General features: G+C 63.5%; 15 protein-coding genes. 4 read left to right on the top strand and 11 right to left on the bottom strand.

Going from position 1 to position 19,195, the window contains the following annotated elements; genetic code table 11:
- Positions 1–3: 3 nt before the first annotated feature.
- From UCMB321_RS03440 to amaB, 4 genes are all read right to left on the bottom strand, one after another.
- Positions 4–918 carry an ABC transporter permease subunit gene (locus UCMB321_RS03440; protein ID WP_040063876.1) on the bottom strand — a complete coding sequence of 305 codons (915 nt, stop codon included), beginning with the start codon at positions 916–918 and terminating at the stop codon, positions 4–6.
- Positions 919–1,088: 170 nt separating this feature from the next.
- Complete coding sequence (locus UCMB321_RS03435) at positions 1,089–2,222, bottom strand: branched-chain amino acid ABC transporter substrate-binding protein (protein ID WP_040063875.1); 1,134 nt, start codon at positions 2,220–2,222, stop codon at positions 1,089–1,091.
- Between the two features lie 362 nt (positions 2,223–2,584).
- Positions 2,585–3,868 (bottom strand): L-pipecolate oxidase, encoded by a 1,284-nt coding sequence (gene amaA, locus UCMB321_RS03430; protein ID WP_040063874.1) that lies wholly within the window; start codon positions 3,866–3,868, stop codon positions 2,585–2,587.
- Between the two features lie 26 nt (positions 3,869–3,894).
- Positions 3,895–5,385, bottom strand: a complete 1,491-nt coding sequence (gene amaB, locus UCMB321_RS03425) for an L-piperidine-6-carboxylate dehydrogenase (protein ID WP_040063873.1) — start codon at positions 5,383–5,385, stop codon at positions 3,895–3,897.
- 163 nt (positions 5,386–5,548) lie between these two features.
- Here amaB and UCMB321_RS03420 point away from each other — a divergent pair, with 163 nt between their 5' ends.
- The 4 genes from UCMB321_RS03420 (at position 5,549) to UCMB321_RS03405 (ending at position 9,626) form a co-directional block, all read left to right on the top strand.
- Positions 5,549–6,454 carry a LysR family transcriptional regulator gene (locus UCMB321_RS03420; RefSeq protein ID WP_040063872.1) on the top strand — a complete coding sequence of 302 codons (906 nt, stop codon included), beginning with the start codon at positions 5,549–5,551 and terminating at the stop codon, positions 6,452–6,454.
- Between the two features lie 272 nt (positions 6,455–6,726).
- Positions 6,727–7,926: a nicotinate phosphoribosyltransferase gene (gene pncB / locus UCMB321_RS03415; protein WP_040063871.1), complete on the top strand. Its 1,200-nt coding sequence runs from the start codon at positions 6,727–6,729 to the stop codon at positions 7,924–7,926.
- A 66-nt stretch (positions 7,927–7,992) separates the two neighbouring features.
- Complete coding sequence (nadE, locus tag UCMB321_RS03410) at positions 7,993–8,820, top strand: ammonia-dependent NAD(+) synthetase (RefSeq protein ID WP_040063870.1); 828 nt, start codon at positions 7,993–7,995, stop codon at positions 8,818–8,820.
- A 110-nt stretch (positions 8,821–8,930) separates the two neighbouring features.
- Positions 8,931–9,626: a hypothetical protein gene (locus UCMB321_RS03405; RefSeq protein WP_040063869.1), complete on the top strand. Its 696-nt coding sequence runs from the start codon at positions 8,931–8,933 to the stop codon at positions 9,624–9,626.
- A 33-nt stretch (positions 9,627–9,659) separates the two neighbouring features.
- Here the strand turns inward: UCMB321_RS03405 and azu are convergent, their stop codons facing one another.
- The 7 genes from azu to ssp4 form a co-directional block, all read right to left on the bottom strand.
- Positions 9,660–10,106: an azurin gene (azu, locus tag UCMB321_RS03400; RefSeq protein ID WP_040063868.1), complete on the bottom strand. Its 447-nt coding sequence runs from the start codon at positions 10,104–10,106 to the stop codon at positions 9,660–9,662.
- 272 nt (positions 10,107–10,378) lie between these two features.
- On the bottom strand, positions 10,379–11,290 hold the full coding sequence (locus UCMB321_RS03395; RefSeq protein ID WP_040063867.1) for a transglutaminase family protein: 912 nt from the start codon (positions 11,288–11,290) through the stop codon (positions 10,379–10,381).
- Positions 11,290–13,776 carry a circularly permuted type 2 ATP-grasp protein gene (locus UCMB321_RS03390; RefSeq protein WP_040063866.1) on the bottom strand — a complete coding sequence of 829 codons (2,487 nt, stop codon included), beginning with the start codon at positions 13,774–13,776 and terminating at the stop codon, positions 11,290–11,292. Before UCMB321_RS03390 ends, UCMB321_RS03395 begins: the two co-directional genes overlap by 1 nt.
- An 87-nt stretch (positions 13,777–13,863) precedes the next feature.
- A complete protein-coding gene (locus tag UCMB321_RS03385; RefSeq protein WP_040063865.1) occupies positions 13,864–17,139 on the bottom strand; it encodes a transglutaminase family protein in 3,276 nt (1,091 codons plus the stop codon).
- A gap of 181 nt (positions 17,140–17,320) precedes the next feature.
- A complete protein-coding gene (locus UCMB321_RS03380) occupies positions 17,321–17,779 on the bottom strand; it encodes a hypothetical protein (protein WP_040063864.1) in 459 nt (152 codons plus the stop codon).
- Entirely contained in the window at positions 17,779–18,234 is a 456-nt protein-coding gene (locus tag UCMB321_RS03375) for a hypothetical protein (protein WP_040063863.1), read from the bottom strand. Before UCMB321_RS03375 ends, UCMB321_RS03380 begins: the two co-directional genes overlap by 1 nt.
- Positions 18,231–19,151, bottom strand: a complete 921-nt coding sequence (gene ssp4 / locus UCMB321_RS03370) for an Ssp4 family T6SS effector (RefSeq protein ID WP_040063862.1) — start codon at positions 19,149–19,151, stop codon at positions 18,231–18,233. The genes UCMB321_RS03375 and ssp4 overlap by 4 nt, the downstream gene beginning before the upstream one ends.
- Between the last annotated feature and the right edge of the window lie 44 nt (positions 19,152–19,195).

Raw genomic sequence — 19,195 nt, 5'->3', positions numbered from 1 at the left:
TGCTTACACCTTCGACACAAGAGGACGGCCCAACAGGCCTTGCGGCCGAAAGACCAGTACCAGGACCAACAGCGAGAAGCTGAACACGTCCTTGTAATCCGAGTTGACCAGGCCGGAGAACAGCGATTCGGAGATCCCCAGGATGATCCCGCCGAGCATGGCGCCCGGCAGCGAGCCGATACCACCGAGCACCGCGGCGGTGAACGCCTTGATACCGATGACGAAGCCGGCGTAGAAGTCGAAGGTGCCGTAGTTCATGGTGATCAGGACACCGGCCAGGGCCGCCATGGCCGCGCCGATGATGAACACATAGGAAATGATCCGGTCGGTGTTGATCCCGAGGATCGAGGCCATCTTGCGGTCCTGCTGGGTCGCGCGGCACATGCGGCCCAACTTGGTGTACTTGATGACGTAGGTCAGGATGCCCATGCCGAGAAACGCGGCCACCAGGATGAAGACCTTGGTGTAGGTGAGCTGGACAAAACCGCTGCCGACATCGATGCGCCAGGCACCGGTGAGCAGCGTCGGCACGCCCTGCTGCTTGGCACCCTGGGCGATCTGCGCGTAGTTCTGCAGGATCAGCGAAATGCCGATGGCGCTGATCAGCGGCGCCAGCCGGGTGGAGTTGCGCAGGGGTTTGTAGGCGATGCGTTCGATGACCCAGCCATACACCCCGGTGACGATGATGGTGAAAACCAGCGTACCGAGCATCAGCAGCGGGAAGGATTCAATACCGAAGTAAGCCAGCAGAGCCAGACTGATTGCCGCGAGGTAAGCGGAAATCATGTAAACCTCGCCGTGGGCGAAGTTGATCATGCCGATGATGCCGTAGACCATTGTGTAGCCGATGGCGATCAGGCCATAGACCGACCCGAGGGTCAGGCCATTGACCATTTGCTGCAGGAAAATACCATCCATAACGCGATCTCACGCACTTGAGAGACCGCACGCGGACGCACCACGACAGACCGGGGTTCAGCCGCTGCCGCAGCACAGCCCTGTGCGGCTCTACGAGAAAAGACAGGTCTTGCACGAACGGGCGCTGCCCGACCGACGCACGGGGGCGTCGACCGGGTCAGGCGTTCATGTCACTTCTGTTTTTCCAACTGATGGTATTTGCCGTCCTTGTCCCACTGGTAGACCACGTAGTCGGAGATCTTCAGGTCGCCCTTGGCGTCCCAGTTCTTCTCGCCCATCACGGTCTTGACCGGGTGTGCCTTCAGCCATTTGGCCGCGTCTTCGCCCTTGTTGGACTTGGCACCGTTGAAAGCGGCGGCCAGGGTCTGTACCGAGGCGTAGGCGTAGAGGGTGTAGCCTTCAGGCTCGTAACCCGCTTTGCGGAACTGGTCGACGACCGCCTTGCTGTCCGGCAACAGGCGTGGGTCGGCGCCGAAGGTCATCAGCACGCCGTCGACGTATTGCGGGCCGCCCGCTGTAGTCACAAGCTCGTCGGTGACGATGCCGTCATCGGACATGAACTTGACGTCTTTCAGGCCTTCGGTACGCAGCTGCTTGACCAGTGGACCGGCTTCCGGATGCAGGCCGCCGAAGTAGACCACGTCGGCACCGGCCGCACGGATCTTGGTGACCAGGGCACTGAAGTCCTTCTCGCCACGGGTCAGGCCTTCGTAGATCACAGGGGTCACGCCGCGCTTGATCAACTGGGCCTTGGTGGCATCCGCCAGGCCTTGGCCGTAGGTGTCCTTGTCATGGATGACCGCGACTTTCTTGCCCTTGAGCACATCGACAATGTAGTTGCCGGCAACGATACCTTGCTGGTCGTCGCGACCGCACATACGGAACATCGCGCCCAGGCCACGCTCGGTCACCTGCGGGTTGGTGGAGCCCGGAGTGATCGCGATGATGCCCGCTTCGTCGTAGACCTCCGAAGCCGGGATGGTGGAAGAGGAGCAGAAGTGCCCGACAACGCCGGCAACCTTATCCTGGGTCAGGCTCTTGGCGACCGACACGGCCTGTTTCGGCTCGCAGGCGTCATCGCCCTTGACCAGGACGATCTTCTCGCCGTTGACGCCACCGGCCGCGTTGATCGCGTCCGCCGCCGCTTGTGCACCTTTCATGTACTGCTCGCCGAAAGACGCGTTGGCACCGGTCATGGGACCCGCGACACCGATCTTGACATCCGCCTGGGCAAACGCAGAAACACCCAACGCAGCCGCCACTGCGAGAGCTACAAAGCCTTTCTTGTAAAACGTCTGGGACATGAGGTGGTGCTCCAAGGTTTTTTTAGTTGGCACTGCGACTTCACTGAATGCTCAGAGCAAGTGGCGTGCCATAGGTTTTTTGTTCTGCAAAAAGTCGCTGTCTTATTGTTTTATGGACTGTTTCGGGCCCTTTTTAACTGGGCGTGCAACCGTCTAAACCGCGGAAGGTGAAACCTTTTTATCAAAAAGGCGCAACCCATCGGTGCCACTATTGCAACCATGGCGCCGAAGGGCGTGCAACCGCCCTGTAACAACGTGCGTCACCGAAGTGCACACTCGCGGTGCGCAACTGCTACATCGCGCACCATATCAGGCTAGCTGCCTCGGACAAAAGCGCCGTCCGAATCGGCATTTTTGTTGTATCAAATGATAATGCGCAGGCACTGGCCCGCGTGATACAGCGAAAACCCGGCCTCGTAGAGACCACTGCGCAAGCCCACCGCCGGGATCGGCCGCATGGGCGCGAAGGGGATCGGCAGGGCCTGAGGATTTCCGTTACACAGGTAGTCGGCGAACGCCTTGCCGACCACCGTTCCCGTGGTCACACCCCGCCCGTTGTACCCGGTCACTGCCACCAAACCGGGCGCCGGTTCGAACAGCCGCATCAGATGGTCGGGGGTAAAGGCGATACAGCCGGTCCAGGTGCACTCCCAATCGACCTTTTTCAGGTAAGGGAAATAGTGCTGTTGCACCCGATCGGCCCAGGCCCGCAGGAACCACGCCGGCTTCTGGTTGCCATTGCCCAGGCTGCCCAGCAGCAGGCGGCCGTCGGCGTCGCGACGAATGCTGCTGAGCACCTGGCGGGTGTCCCAGGAGCCCTGCCCGCCCGGCAGGATCTGTCGGGCGGCCTCTTCGGTCAGCGGAGTGGAGGCGACCTGGTAGTAGTAACCCGGAAAGAAGTTGCGCCGCAGTTCGGTCCATTCGCCTTCGGTGTAGGCATTGGAGGCCATCACCACCTGTTCGGCACTGACCGCGCCTTCGGCGGTCTGCACCGACCAGCGCTGGCCCTGGCGCTCCAGATGGGTGACCGGTGAATGATCGAACAATTGCGCGCCGAGCCTCGACGCGGTCCTGGCCAGGCCCGAGGTATAGGCCATGGGATTGAGCGTGCCGGCACGCCGGTCGAGCAAGGCGGCGGCGATTTTTTGAGTGCCGGTGGCGAGTTCACAATCCTTGCCGGTCAGCAGCTCCACCGGTGCGCCGCGACGCTTCCACTGGGCTTCACGGCTGCGCAGATCGGCCTCGCCCTTGGCGTTGTGGGCCATGTGCAAGGTGCCTTCGCGGCGCAGCTGGCAATCGATACCATGCTTGTCCACCAGGCTGAACACCAGGGCCGGCGCCGCCCCCAGCATGCGGTTGAGCTGGCTGCCCACCGCTTCGCCGAAACCGGCTTCGATCTCGTCCGGGGGAATCCACATCCCGGCATTGACCAGCCCCACATTGCGCCCCGAACCGCCGTGGCCGGTGCGATGGGCCTCCAGCACACAGACGCTCTTGCCTTGCTCACGCAGGTGAATCGCGGCCGAGAGCCCGGTGATACCGGCGCCGATGACGCAGACATCGACCTTCAACTCGCCCTTGAAAGGCGGTGCCTCAGGCCGCTGCGGCGTCAGTTTTTCCCATAGACATTCTTCGCGTAACGGCATTGCCAGACTCCGAAAATGAAACCTGTTCAGTCGAAGGTGATGCCCTGGGCCAGCGGCAATTCCAGCGAGTAGTTCACGGTATTGGTCTGGCGCCGCATGTAACCGCGCCAGGCGTCCGAACCCGACTCGCGACCGCCACCGGTTTCCTTCTCGCCGCCAAAGGCGCCGCCGATCTCCGCACCGCTCGGGCCGATGTTGACGTTGGCGATACCACAGTCGCTGCCCACCGCCGACATGAACTGTTCGGCCTCGCGCACATCGGTGGTGAAGATGCACGAGGACAGGCCTTGCGGCACCGCATTGTTCAAACGCAGGGCTTCGGCGAACTCGCTGTAGCCGATCACGTAGAGGATCGGCGCAAAGGTTTCGTTGCAGACCACGTCGCTCTGCTCCGGCATCTCGACGATGGCCGGCGACACGTAATAGGCATTCGGGAATTTATCCTGCAACTGACGCTCGCCGCCGAACACCCGGCCGCCTTCGCTCAGGGCCTGCTCCAGGGCATCCTGCATGTTCTCGAAGCTCTGCTTGTCGATCAGCGGACCGACCAGGTTGCCTTCCAGCGGATGACCGATACGCACCTTGGAATAGGCCGCTTTCAAGCGGGTGACAATCTCCGCCTTGACCGATTCGTGGGCGATCAGGCGCCGCAAAGTGGTGCAACGCTGGCCGGCGGTACCCACCGCGCTGAACAGAATCGCCCGTACCGCCATGTCCAGGTCGGCGCTTGGGCCGAGGATCATCGCGTTGTTACCGCCCAGTTCGAGGATGCTGCGGGCAAAGCGCGCGGCGACTTTCGGCGCCACTTCACGGCCCATGCGCGTGCTGCCGGTGGCGCTGATCAGCGCCACGCGCGGGTCATCCACCAGCGCGGCACCGGCATCACGGCCGCCGATGATCACCTGGCTCAGGTACTCGGGAGCATCGCTGAAGTTCTTCACCACGCGCTCGAACAGCGCCTGGCAGGCCAGCGCGGTCAGCGGGGTCTTTTCCGACGGTTTCCAGATCACCGCGTTGCCGCAGACCAGCGCCAGGGCGGTGTTCCAGGCCCAGACCGCGACCGGGAAGTTGAACGCGCTGATCACCCCGACCACGCCCAGCGGATGCCAGGACTCACGCATATGGTGGCCCGGACGCTCGGAGGCGATGGTCAAGCCGTACAGCTGGCGCGACAGGCCCACGGCGAAGTCGCAGATATCGATCATTTCCTGCACTTCACCCAGGCCTTCCTGGGTGATCTTGCCGGCTTCCCAGGAGACCAGCTCACCGAGGTCGGCCTTGTATTCGCGCAACACTTCGCCGAACTGGCGCACCAGCTCGCCACGACGCGGGGCCGGCACCTTGCGCCAGGCCTCGAAGGCATGCTCGGCACGGCTGACCTGCTGCTCGACCTCGGCCGGGCCTTCCCAGTTCACGCCGGCAATGCGGCTGCCGTCGATGGGCGAATGCACGGGCTGTTTGCCCTGTTGATACAGCGCCGGGTTCACACCAAGACGATCAAGCAATGCGGCAACCATGGGGGTCACTCCTGTAGGCGAAAAACGGAAATCTTCAGTCGAAACAACACGACGATTCAGACCTCCAGTTGTAGCGGCCTTCAGCTTTGCCAACAAACGACGATTAGGCGAGATATCATTCCATTTATTCATGCTGAGCAAGACACAGGAAAAAGGCCCGTCCATGCTGAATAAACGACACCTGCCCTCGATCACGGCCCTGCAATGTTTCGAGGCCGTCACCCGCCACCTGAGCTTCACCCGCGCGGCAGAAGAGCTGAACCTGACCCAGAGCGCCGTGAGCAAGCAGGTCGCGCAGTTGGAGGAGCTGTTGCAGCACTTGCTGTTTCGGCGGGTACGGCGGCGCCTGCAACTGACACCGGCCGGGGATCTGTACCTGGTGGAAGTCCGAAAAATCCTGACCCAGGTGGAGATGTCGACTCACTACCTGCGCTCCTACGGCGGTGAAACCGAAGTCCTGCGGGTGTCCACACCTTCGACTTTCGGCGCTCGCTGGCTGGTGCCACGACTGAAGGGTTGGCGCCTGCGTCACCCGCACATCCACCTGGACCTGTGCAGCGAACGGGAGGCCGACGACCTGTTGCAGGGCCGCAGCGACCTGGCGTTCTATTTCGGCCAGGGTTCGCGGCCGGGCACCGAGTGTGTGAAATTGTTCGGTGAAGAGTTGGTGGCGGTGTGCGCACCCGGCTGCCTGCCGCAGACCCCGTTCAGCGATCCGACGCAGTTGAGCGAACTGGTCCTGCTGCAGAACGCCTCGCGGCCCCAGGCCTGGCACGACTGGTTCGACAGCCAGGGCTATCACACCGAGCACAGTTACCACGGGCCGCGCTTCGAGACGTTCTACATGTGCATCCGCGCGGCGCAGGTCGGCTGTGGCGTGGCCTTGCTGCCCAGGTTCCTGGTGGAGGAGGAACTGGTCGAGGGTAAGCTGGTGGTCGCCTGGCCCCATGCGATGCCCAGCCATGACGCCTATTACCTGGCGTACCCGGAGCATTCGGCGGAAGTGCCCAAGGTCCGCGATTTCGTCAACTGGATGCTGGAGCAGCTCGATCCTCCCAATCACACCTGATCCCCCCACTGTGGCGAGCGGGCTTGCCCGCGCTGGGGGCGAAGCCCCCTAAAACCTGAGAACTGGATGTATCAGGCAGACCGAGATAGCCGGTTTTGCGGCTGCTTCGCAGCCGAGCGCGGGCAAGCCCGCTCGCCACAGGTGTAAATCTGGCAGGGCTACTTGCTAAAAATCGCTGGTAAAACGGCCCGCGGATATGCGCCACTAGCGGCATTCATTCAAGAACTGCCAGGATGCCGATGCAACGCGCGCCCGGTATGGAGAGACCCGTTATGAGCGATAAGGCCTTCGGCGATCGCATTGTGCAGAACCTGCTGGACACCGACTTCTACAAGCTGACCATGATGCAGGCGGTGCTGCACAACTACCCCAACGTCGAAGTCGAATGGGATTTCCGCTGCCGCAACAGCGAAGACCTGCGCCCGTACCTGGCGGAAATCCGCTACCAGATCGAGCGCCTCGCCGAACTGAGCCTGAGCGCAGACCAACTGAGCTTCCTGGAACGCATCAGCTTCCTCAAGCCGGACTTCCTGCGCTTCCTCGGCCTGTTCCGCTTCAACCTGCGCTACGTGCACACCGGTATCGAGAACGGCGAGTTGTTCATCCGCCTGCGCGGCCCGTGGCTGCATGTGATCCTGTTCGAAGTGCCGCTGCTGGCCATCGTCAGCGAAGTGCGCAACCGCTATCGCTATCAGGAAACCCTGCTGGGCCAGGCCCGCGAACAGCTGTACCGCAAGTTCGACTGGCTGACCGCCAACGCCTCCAGCGATGAACTGGCCGAGCTGCAGGTCGCCGATTTTGGCACCCGCCGGCGCTTCTCCTACCGGGTCCAGGAAGAAGTGGTCGGTGTGCTCAAGCACGATTTCCCCGGGCGCTTCGTCGGCACCAGCAATGTGCACCTGGCGCGGGAGTTCGACATGAAGCCCCTGGGCACCATGGCCCACGAGTGGATCATGGCCCACCAGCAACTCGGCCCGCGCCTGATCGACAGCCAGATCGCCGCGCTCGACTGCTGGGTCCGCGAATACCGCGGCCTGCTCGGCATCGCCCTGACCGACTGCATCACCACCGATGCCTTCCTCAAGGATTTCGACCTGTACTTCGCCAAACTCTTCGACGGCTTGCGCCACGACTCCGGCGACCCGGTCACCTGGGCCGAAAAATGCATCAATCGTTATCACCAGTTGGGCATCGACCCGATGAGCAAGACCCTGGTGTTCTCCGACAGCCTCAATCTGCCCAAGGCCCTGGAGATATTCCGGGCGCTGCGCGGTCGGATCAATGTCAGCTTCGGCATCGGCACCAACCTCACCTGTGACATCGCGGGGGTGGAACCGATGAGCATCGTGCTTAAAATGACCGCCTGCAACGGCCAGCCCGTGGCGAAGATCTCCGACGAGCCGGGCAAGGCCCAGTGCAAGGACCCGAACTTCGTGTCCTACCTGCGCCATGTCTTCCAGGTCGCGGACTAGAGCATCGCGGGCTCACCCAGTCATACCGATCAACCTGTTCCAGACCCATCCCGCAAGGAGTGAATCATGCAAGCCGTACAGCGCCAGATTGCTGAACAGCTCAAGGTCCAGCCACCGTTCGCCGACCAGGCCGCCCTGGAAGCCGAAGTGGCGCGCCGGATCGCCTTTATCCAGAATTGCTTGCTGAGCTCCGGGCTCAAGACTCTGGTGCTGGGCATCAGCGGCGGCGTCGACTCGCTGACCGCCGGCCTGCTGGCCCAACGCGCCATGCGTGAGCTGCGCGAGCGCACCGGCAATATGGACTACCGCTTCATTGCGGTGCGCCTGCCGTACGAGACCCAGTTCGACGAACACGAAGCCCAGGCCTCGGTGGACTTCATCGCTCCCGACGAACGCCACACGGTGAACATCGGCCCGGCGGTCAAGTCGCTGGCCGCCGAGGTCGCGGCGTTCGAAGGCAAGGCCGCGGTGGCGAAGGATTTCGTCCTCGGCAATACCAAGGCACGCATCCGCATGGTCGCGCAGTACACCATCGCCGGGGCCGCCCATGGCCTGGTGATCGGCACCGATCACGCGGCGGAAGCAGTGATGGGCTTCTTCACCAAGTTCGGTGACGGCGCCTGCGACCTGGCGCCCCTGAGCGGGCTGGTGAAAAACCAGGTCCGGGCCATCGCCCGCCACTTCGGCGCACCGGAGTTCCTGGTGGAAAAGGTACCGACCGCCGATCTCGAGGACCTGGCACCCGGTAAGCCGGACGAAGCCTCCCACGGCGTGACCTATGCCGAGATCGATGCCTTCCTGCACGGCGAGCCGGTGCGCCAGGAAGCCTTCGATATCATCTGCCGGACCTACGAAAAGACCCATCACAAGCGCGAGATGCCATTCGCGCCATGACTCGTGCGGCGGGAATGCCGTAGGAAACGTCTATTTTTCCGCGCAACGCTTGAGGCAGCATCGGTCACTGGGCAGTCTTCGCCGAATCTTGTTGGCAGGGACCCCATCCGATGCGGCTCAATCGCAAATACCCGAGGTTGCAAGCGCAACCCTTGCTTCGGCGCCCCTGGTCGTTTCCGCTGCTCGGAGCGCTCGGGGTGATCTGCTGGGTCGCCACCGCCGCCAGTACCCCCGACAACCCCATCGCCGGCCATCCCAGCGCGGCGCATTTTTCACTGGTCACCCAGATGCCGGCGCGCACGGCGTTGCAGGCCAGCGCCCACTACATCCCGAAAGCCAACCAGATCGGCTGCCCCTATCAGCCCACGGTGCTGCACTTCAACACGCCCCTCGCCGAAACGCCCCACAGCTCCGACTTCAAGGTGCCCCTGGGCTACGAATTGCCTGACTGCAAACTGTATCTGAGTGAAGTGAGCTTCGAGACCGAAGCGCTTTACGGGGCTGACAACCTCAATCGCAGCATCTCCCACAGCGGTTCGATTGCCGTGCGCGACAACCTGCGGCCGGGCGTGTCGGGCTTTCCGAGCTCGGGGGAAAAACAGTATGAGGGTTTGTGCGATTGGGAGATCATCGACCCCGATGCCCTCGTCGGACCGGGACAGGTACTCACCTGCCATGCGCTGGACGACCAGGGGCGCGTGATCGGTGGTAATCGCAAGCCCTCCAAACTGGGCGGCACCCTGAGCCTGGAGGACCTGCAAGGCAAACGTATTCGCCTGAACCTGAAAATGAACGAGCAACCCTGACCCCGGTCGTTGGGGTCAGGGTCGACGCGCGGGTTACTTGAGAACGACCGCGCCCTTCATCAGCGAGTTGTGGCCCGGGAACGAGCAGAAGAACATGTAGCTCTCGCTGGCCGAGAGTTTCGACACGTCGAAGGTGACCGAATCCTTTTCACCGGCACCGATGATCTTGGTATGGGCGATGATGCGGGTGTCGCCGTCCTTCAGGTAGTTCTTGTCGATACCGGCGGCCATGCCGTCAGCCGCGATCCCGGCCATGTCGTCGGCCTTGCTCAGCACCCAGTTATGCCCCATGACGTTCTTCGGCAGGCTGCCGGCATGCGTCAGGTTCACGGTGAAGGTCTTGCAGCTCTTGTCGATGGTGATTTCCTTGGTGGTGAAGGACATCTGATCGGTGGAGTCGACATCGACCTTGCATTCGGCGGCAAGCAACTGGCCACTGGCGAGGGCCAACAGGGATACCGCAACAACTTTGGCGAACATGGTGAATCTCCAAGGCAGGGTATGAAAATCAAGGGATCAGACCAAGAGACTAGTCGAAATCAAGCCCAGCTCTCCTGATCTGCATCAACAGATTGTATACAATCCTATGCTATCGCCTCGATGGATACAATCAACCAGCCAGACGAACCGCCGCCCTCTAACATCAAGACGTTCTCACTCAACGGAGCGTCCGCCATGTCTCTCAACAACCTGTTGCAAAGCCTGTTCGCCGCCTACGCTTGCGGTGCCAGCGGTACCTGTGGGGAACCGGCTTAATTGACCGGGCGCCCCACATCGCCCATCGGCATCACCGTGACCCGCACTTCCGGGTCATGGCTGCCGCCGCCCAGGATCACCCCTCGCAGCGGCGACACATCGGAAAAATCCCGGCCCCAGGCCAGGGTGATGTGCTCCAGGGCCGGCTGCACGTTGTTGGTCGGATCGAAATCCACCCAGCCCGACACCGGGCAGAACACCGAGACCCAGGCATGCGAGGCATCGGCGCCGATCAGCCGCGGCTGGCCGGGTGGCGGCTGGGTCAGCAGGTAACCACTGACATAGCGCGCCGCCAGGCCCCGCGAGCGCAGGCAGGCGAGCATCAGGTGGGCGAAGTCCTGGCAGACGCCGCGCCGCCGCTCCAGCACCTCCACAAGAGGCGTGGCGACCTGGGTCGCTTCGGCATCGAAGGTGAACTCGCTGAAAATCTTCTCCATCAGCGCCTGGGCCCCCGCCAACACAGGACGGCCGACGGGGAAACAGCTCTCGGAAAACTCGACGAAGCTTTTCTTCAAATGCACATAGGGTGATTCGAAGCGATAACGGCACGCTTCGAGAATCTGCGGATTCAACGCCTGGCCGCTGTAGGTCAAGGCATTGCGGGTGTCATCCCAGGCCGTGGACAGGTTGAAATCCACCACGGGGCGCGCCAGCACCTCCACATTCAGCCAGGCATTGACCAGCAGCTCGTCATGGGGACGCTCGAACGCCAGCCGGGTCAACGGATTGCCGAACACATCCTGCTCATCGCGGCGGCTGGTCGGCTCGGGGCTGATCTGCAACGACTGCTCGCTGCACACTTGCCAGGCGCAGGGGCGCGGCCACAGGTGCGCAAGCTGCTGGGCCAGGGAGACCGGGCTGTCGTAGTGGTAATGGGTATCGTGGAAAATCTGGTAGAGGGCACTCATCACACGGACACCGTCTGCTGGCTAATATCGTCGACATGGGCGAAATGCCGCAAGGCCAGGCGGTCGGACACCTGGCCGCTGGCATCGGCGACTTCCTGCAGCAGGTCCGCGAGGCCATCGAGCACGTCGCGCACGCCGGTGTCGCCGAACAAGGCGCTTTCCAGGTTGCCGAGATCGAAACGCCCCAGGCGCTCGACCAGTTGGTTCAGGCCCGATTCACGCGGGACACCGAAGTCATCGTTCAAACGGCGCAAGGTGCGGTTCACCAGCTTCAACTGGAACAGCACGGCATGGGGGTTCTGCTCATCCAGCAGCAACAGGTCGAGCACCGGGATCAATTGCGGCACCGCCAGGTAACGCGAGCGATAGGTGATGCTGCTGTTGCCCAGCTCCAGCAACCACGCCAGTCCGGCCTGGTCGAACACCGCGATGCCGCGCAGGAAGGCCGCCAGGCTGCTGCTGAGAAACTGCAGGCGCTCGATGCGCCGACCGATCATCAGGAAGCGCCAGCCCTCGTCGCGGGTCATGTCGTCCAGGGCGAAGCCGGACAAGGCCGCCAGGGACATGACCAGGCGGTTGAGGAAATCCAGCAGTTCGCCGAAGTTCGGGTCTTCGCTTTCCAGGCTCAAGGCTTCGCGTTGCAGCTCCACCAGCGCCTGCCAGTTTTCCCGCGACAGCTTGCCGCGCACCTGGGACGCCGCCCACTGCAAGCGCTGCAGGGTGGCCCGCAGGCTGAACGGCCAGTCGTCGCCAAGCAGCGCCGCCAGCAGGCGCTCCGGCAGTTCGCCCTCCTCCGGCAGCAGCATCAGGCTTTCACCGAGCTCCACCGCCGCCTGCAAGGCCTGGGGATCGTCGCCGTCGACATAACGGGCCAGCATGATCCGCAACAAGCGCGCGCTGTCGTCGCAGCGCTCGCAGTAGCGGCCGAACCAGAACAGGTTTTCCACCACCCGCGACGGCAGGTAGGGATCGCGCCGCACCAGGTCGCGTACCCCGAGGGAACGCTGGGTGCGCCATTGCTCGCCGCTGGGCATGCGCTCGCTGAGCACCCAGGTGTCCTTGCTGGCGCCGCCACGCTGCATCGACACCACTTCGGCGTCGGCCTCGGCCGCCACCCGTGTCAGGCCACCGGGCAACACCCGGTAACCGTCGGCGCTGGCCACCGCATACACGCGCATGCCGATGGCCCGGGGTTGCAGGGTGCCTTCCTCGGCTTGCCAGACCGGCGCCTGGGACAACTGCGCCAGCTCCTGGGCGACATAGGCATAGGGCCGGGCGCGCATGCGCTCGGCCAGGGCCTGGCGTTGTTCGTCATCGAGGTCGCGGCCGAACACCGGGACAAAACTCTGCGATGGAAACGCCGGCTTGATCAGCAGCTCCGGCAGTTTCTCCAGGGCCTGGGCCAGCACCGGCGGCTCGCCGCACCACCAGGTGGCGATGGACGGCAGGATCAGCTCTTCTCCGAACAGGTGCTGGTTGATCTTCGGCAGGAAGCCCAGCAGGCCGGGGGACTCCAGCACGCCGCTGCCCAGGGCATTGGCCACCAACACCCGGCCCTGGCGCACCGCCTCCAGCAGGCCGGGCACGCCGAGGGCCGAGTCGGTACGCAGTTCAAGCGGATCGCAGAAGTCGTCGTCGAGCCGGCGCATGATCGCGTGCACCCGCTGCAAGCCACTCAGGGTCTTGAGGTAGACCGTGGCGTCACGCACCGTCAGGTCGCCGCCTTCCACCAGCGGATAACCCAGCTGGCGCGCCAGGTAGAGGTGTTCGAAATAACTTTCGTTGAAGCGGCCCGGGGTCAGCAACACCACCAGCGGCGCCTCGGCATCGCTCGGGGCCTGGCGCACCAGGGTTTCCTGCAGGGTACGGAAGAACCCGGCCAGGTGATGCACCCGCAGGTCGCGGTACAGGTCGGGAAAGGCCCGCGACACGATGGTGCGGTTTTCCAGGGCGTAACCGGCCCCGGACGGCGCCTGGGTCCGATCCGCCGTGACCCACCAGCGGCCGTCGGGCGTGCGCGCCAGGTCCACGGCGAACAGATGCAGGAAGGTCTCGGCCGGCGGCTGGATGCCCTGGCAGGGCCAGAGGAAGTTGTTGTGGCCAAAGACCAGCTCGGCGGGCAACAGGCCGTCGCGAATCAGGGTCTGCGGGCCATAGAGATCGGCCAGCACCGCATTCAGCAGCCGGGCACGCTGGGCGATGCCCGCCGCCACCCGCTGCCATTCGTCGGCGGGGATGATATGCGGCAGCAGGTCGAGCTCCCAGGGCCGGTCGGCGCCCTTGGGATCGGCATAGACGTTGTAGGTCACGCCGTTTTCCTGGATCTGCCGGGCCAGCAGGGCCTGGCGCTGGGCCAGTTGCCCCGGCGTGCTGCGCTGCAACTGCTCGAACAGCGGCTGCCAATGGGCACGCACAGCGCCGCTGTCGTCCAGCAGTTCGTGATAGGTCCCCGCTGTCAGCGGGTAGCGGTCAAGCAGGTCGGGCATGGAAAGCTCGGCAGACGGCAAGGGCAATCAGGTTAACGCAGACAGATGACGCACGGATACGCGAAAACTCCGTGCGCCCTGTCCGATTTATGTGTGTCGCAGGTCCAACGTCATCGGCAGTTCGTCATTGATCTTCAACGGCGGGATCGGCAGCGCGCCGGGGCTGTGGCCGAGGCGGAAGAACCGCGCCATGCGCCGGCTCTCCGCTTCGTTGGCGTTCACCGGCAAGGTCTCGTAGTTGCGCCCGCCCGGATGGGCCACGTGGTACTGGCAACCGCCGAGGGAGCGCTGCATCCAGGTGTCGAGCAGGTCGAACACCAGCGGCGCGTGCACCGGGATGGTCGGTTGCAGGCAGTTGGCCGGTTGCCAGGCGCGATAACGCACGCCGGCGACGAATTCGCCGACCCGCCCGGTAGGTTGCAGCGGTACCGCCACGCCGTTGCAGGTCAGCAGGTAACGCTGGGGCGCCAGGCCCGTCAACTTGACCTGCAGGCGCTCCAGGGACGAATCCACATAGCGTACCGTGCCGCCGACCGCGCCCTCCTCGCCCAGCACATGCCAGGGCTCCAGCGCCTGGCGCACTTCCAGCTCGATGCCGTTGACCGCGTAGTCGCCGACTTTCGGGAAGCGGAACTCCAGGTGCGCGGCGAACCATTCGGCGCGCAGGGCATAGCCGGCGGCGTTGAGGTCGACGATCACGTCGGCGAAGTCCTGCTCGATAAAGTGCGGCAGCAGGAAGCGGTCATGCAGTTCAGTGCCCCAGCGCGCCAGCTTGGGAGGCGCATAGGGCTCGCGCCAGAACCGCGCCACCAGCGCCCGCAGCAGCAGTTGCTGGGTCAGGCTCATGCGTGCGTGGGGCGGCATCTCAAAGGCGCGCAGCTCCAACAGGCCCAGGCGCCCCGTAGCGCCGTCCGGCGAATAGAGCTTGTCGATGCAGAACTCGGCGCGGTGGGTGTTGCCGGTCACGTCGATCAGCAGGTTGCGCAACAGGCGATCCACCAGCCAGGGCGGACATTCCTCGCCCGGTTGGGGCATCTGCGCAAAGGCGATTTCCAGCTCGTACAGCGAGTCGTTGCGCGCCTCGTCGACCCTTGGGGCCTGGGACGTCGGGCCGATGAACAGCCCGGAGAACAGGTAGGACAGCGACGGGTGATTGTGCCAATAGCTGATCAGGCTGCGCAGCAGGTCCGGACGGCGCAGGAACGGCGAGTCCGCCGGCGTGGCGCCACCGAGGACAAAGTGGTTGCCGCCGCCGGTGCCGGTATGGCGCCCGTCGATCATGAATTTCTCGGTTGTCAGGCGGGTCTGGCGTGCTTCTTCGTAGAGGAACTCGGTGCGCTCCACCAGTTCGTCCCAACTGGCGGACGGCTGCACATTGACCTCGATCACGCCCGGGTCCGGGGTGATCCGGAAATTCGCCAGGCGGCCGTCGCTGGGTGGCTCGTAGCCCTCCAGCAACACCGGGCAATGCAACTCCTCGGCGGTGGCCTCGATGGCGCTGACCAGTTCCAGATAGTCTTCGGTCCGCTCCAGCGGTGGCATGAACAGGTACAGGCGCCCGCCCCGTGCCTCGGCGCACAAGGCGGTGCGGGTCAGCCAGCTGGCGGACTCGTCGATCTGCGGCACCCGCTCTTCACTCACCGCAGGCTCGCCGTGAACCTTGAGTGCGTCGGTGTCCGGCAGTTCGGGCAAATCCTGGTTCGGATCGGTCGGGTGCACGAACGGATATTCCGCCGCCGTCACCCACGGCTGGGAGGCCAGCGGCAGACGATAACCCAGCGGCGAATCCCCCGGCACCAGCCGGCAGTGGTTGTCACGCAGGTACCAGCGCCCGCTCTGCCAGCGATCATTGGCGGCGGTGCGGGCCAGCGGCAATACCTGGCCGATGACCTTGTCCAGGCCCTGGGAGAACACCTTGCGCAGTCGGGCGCGCTCCAGTTCGTCGCCCAGGCGCGGGTCCTCGGCGCTGACGTTGATCGGCAGTTGCCCCTCGCGCCAGAGGTAGTAGAGGTTGTCCTCGTAGGCCGGGAAGACAAAGCGTGTCGGCAGCTTCAGGCGCTCGGCGACACTCGCCAGAAAACGCCCGGCCATTTCGCCGTCGGCGCCGTAGTCTTCCTGCTCATCGGCGATCAGCGCACTGTTGTGCCAGATCGGCACGCCGTCGCGGCGCCAGTAGCTATTGAGCGACCAGCGCGGCAACTGCTCGCCCGGGTACCACTTGCCCTGGCCGAAATGCACCAGGCCTTGGGGGGCATAACGCTTGCGCAGGCGCTGGAACAGTTCGGCGGACAGTCGACGCTTGTTCGGACCAAGGGCGGCGGTGTTCCACTCGGCGCCGTCCGGGTCGTCGATGGAGACGAAGGTCGGCTCGCCGCCCATGGTCAGGCGGACATCGCCGGCGAGCAGGTCGGCATCGATCTGCCGACCCAGGGCCTGGATCGCCAGCCATTGCTCCTCGGTGTAGGGCTTGGTGACGCGCGGCGCCTCCCAGATCCGCTCCACCGACATCTCGTGGCTGAATTCGCACTCGCAGGGTTCCACCAGGCCACTGATCGGTGCCGCTGACGAGGGATCGGGACTGCAGGCCAACGGAATATGCCCTTCCCCGGCGAACAGCCCGGAGGTGGCGTCCAGGCCGATCCAACCGGCACCCGGCAGATAGACCTCGCACCAAGCGTGCAGGTCGGTGAAATCGACCTCGGTGCCGGAGGGACCGTCGAGGGCTTTCACGTCGGCGGTGAGCTGAATCAGGTAGCCGGAGACGAAGCGTGCCGCCAGCCCGAGGTGACGCAGCAACTGCACCAGCAGCCAGGCCGAGTCGCGGCAGGAGCCGGAGGCGTTGTCGAGGGTCTGCTCGGGCGTCTGCACGCCGGGCTCCATACGGATCAGGTAGCCGATGTCTTCGCTCAGGCGCTGATTGAGGGCCACCAGGAAATCCACGCTGGGCAGCGGCGTGCGATCGATGCCGTCCAGATAGGCCTTGAACTTGGGCGTCAGCGGCAGCTTTTCCAGGTAAGGCGACAGCTCGTGCTTTTCATCGGCGGCGTAGGTGAACGGGATCTTCTCGGCGTAGGGCTCGAGGAAAAAGTCGAACGGGTTGAACACCGCCATCTCGGCGACCAGGTCGACCTCAATGCGCAGTTCCGCGGTCTTCTCTGGGAACACCAGGCGCGCCAGGTAGTTACCCTGGGGATCCTGTTGCCAGTTGATGAAATGCTGCTCGGGCTGGACCTTCAGCGCATAGGACAGAATCCGCGTGCGACTGTGGGCCGCCGGACGCAAGCGAACGATCTGCGGACCGAGCTCGACGGCGCGTTCATAGCGGTAATGCGTGACATGGTGCAATGCGACATGGATCGACACGGCGTGCCTCCTGCGAGCCTGGGCTTGAACCGACGCGCGCAAGACTTATGCCACTTGGCCAAGCCCTGCACTTTCGGCGTGAGTCGTGCTCGCTCAGCTAAGCACAGCACCAGAATGGCGCCAGCTTGAGGGCGTAGTGCAGAGAGTCGCACAGAAAGGGGGCGAATGTCCGAGACCACCCTCAGCGCGGTTTGCGCCGGGCCTTCAGGGCACTTTTCAGGGCTTCGCGCTGGTGACGAATATCGACGAGCTTGCTGCGCATTTCGCGGTGGCGTTTGCTGTTGAGCAGCAGCAGGCCCAATAGCGGAAAGAGCACCGCCAAGGTGTAGATGACTTTATGCGGACGATCCTCGATGGTCGGCAATACGCCCAACAGGCACAAAACCAGCACCCCAACCAATCCCCACACCCACTGCGGCCTGCCACGTACCACCATGAAATTGCAGTGCACCACGACCAAGGTAATCGCCATGCCACCCAGCACAGACCAGGTTGCCTGTTCACCGAGCGAGGCAGCGGAGAAATAAAAATCCATCATCAAGGGAATAGCGCATGCCAACGAGGCCAACGTCGCGAAAATACCGCCCATGAACGTCGGGAAGTAGCGCGTCAGGAAACGAGGCAGATCCACCAGGAACATCACGTTCTACGCTGTGCCAGAGCGCGCCGGAGCGTCTCCCGCTGCTGACGGATATCCACCAGTTTGCGACGCATGTCCCGCTGGCCCCGACTGTTGAGAAACAACAACCCCAGCAAGGGGAACAACAGCGCCAACCCATAGAGCCCACGATGTGGGTCGTACACGATCGTGGGCAGCACGAACAACAGACAGGCCACGAACACGCCGATCAGCAACCATACCCATTGCGGCCGGCCCCACAGCACCATGAGGTTGCCATGAACGATCAGCAGCGTCAGTACCGCCCCGGTCAGGAGGATATACAACCCGCTGTCGGCCAGTGGCAGGTGTCGGAAGTAGGTCACAAATGCCAGGACGACACTCAGCCCGAGAGAAAAATAAGCAGCAAAGATCCCAGCGATAAACCCGAGAAAGTGTTCGCGGAAAAAGCCACGTAGTGTCAGTTCCTCGCTCACTCGTCGAACTCCTCGTAGAGTCCCACAGCGATGGTTTTGACATTGCCGGATAAGGCGCTTCCGGTCAGCCCGATGGCCGCGCCGAGGGAGTCCTTGATCTGGGTGACCGTGCCGTGCTTGAGCTGGGTGGTGGTATAACGTTTGGGCAATTCGCCAGCCAATTGCTTGAGCTTGAGCATCTTCGGCGTCATCCGCGGGTCATTGATGCTGAGTAGCTCCTTGGTCAGTTTGGCCCGTTCCTGCCGGCTCAGGCCACGCAGCACCTCACGCAGGGTTTTCCCGGTGGTGGCCTTGGCGATCCGCACCAGCTTGATGGTGGTGAGGGCCGAAGCGCCGACGCCCAACAGCGAGGCTGCATCCAGGCCGATGGAGGCGTTCTGGTACCACGCCTCGCTGTCGAGCCAGTCATTCGCTTCGGGCTTGGCGATTTCCAACCCTGTGCGGACAATGCCGTTGATGCACTGCAAACTACTGGCCCCGGCTGCAGTATAGGCAATGGCAACCACCACCCCACTGGCGCCCGCCGTAAAGGGCACCAAAATGCTGCCACTGGCGATCACCGTCCAACTAAGCACCGCTCCCGCGCAGGACAGCGTGGTGTTCACCGCCTCCATCACCAGTCGCGACTCGCGCGGATTATTTTGCACCTGCTGGGCGAACTGCGTGGGCGCGATGTACTTCTGCGCCTCGCGCAAGATGATGCGCTTGGGCTGGATGCTGCAGATGGGTTGGAATTCACGCAGGGTGACGACATTGAAGTCGGTGTCGATATAGACCACGCCTGCCCCGACGATGCCAGGGTCGGCGTCAATCGCCGCAAAAAGCTGCGGCAGGTTGATCTGGCTTTCGATGCGTTGGCGGGCGAGGAATTGCGAGGGGCTGGAATCCATGCCGATGCCAGGGAGCGGGTTGCTCACGAGTGTTCATCCTTGAGAAGACTTGTCGTCGGGTGACGAGGGAG

This window comes from Pseudomonas batumici (assembly GCF_000820515.1).
Taxonomy (GTDB): domain Bacteria; phylum Pseudomonadota; class Gammaproteobacteria; order Pseudomonadales; family Pseudomonadaceae; genus Aquipseudomonas; species Aquipseudomonas batumici.
This window is presented reverse-complemented; position numbering and strand designations above follow the sequence as displayed.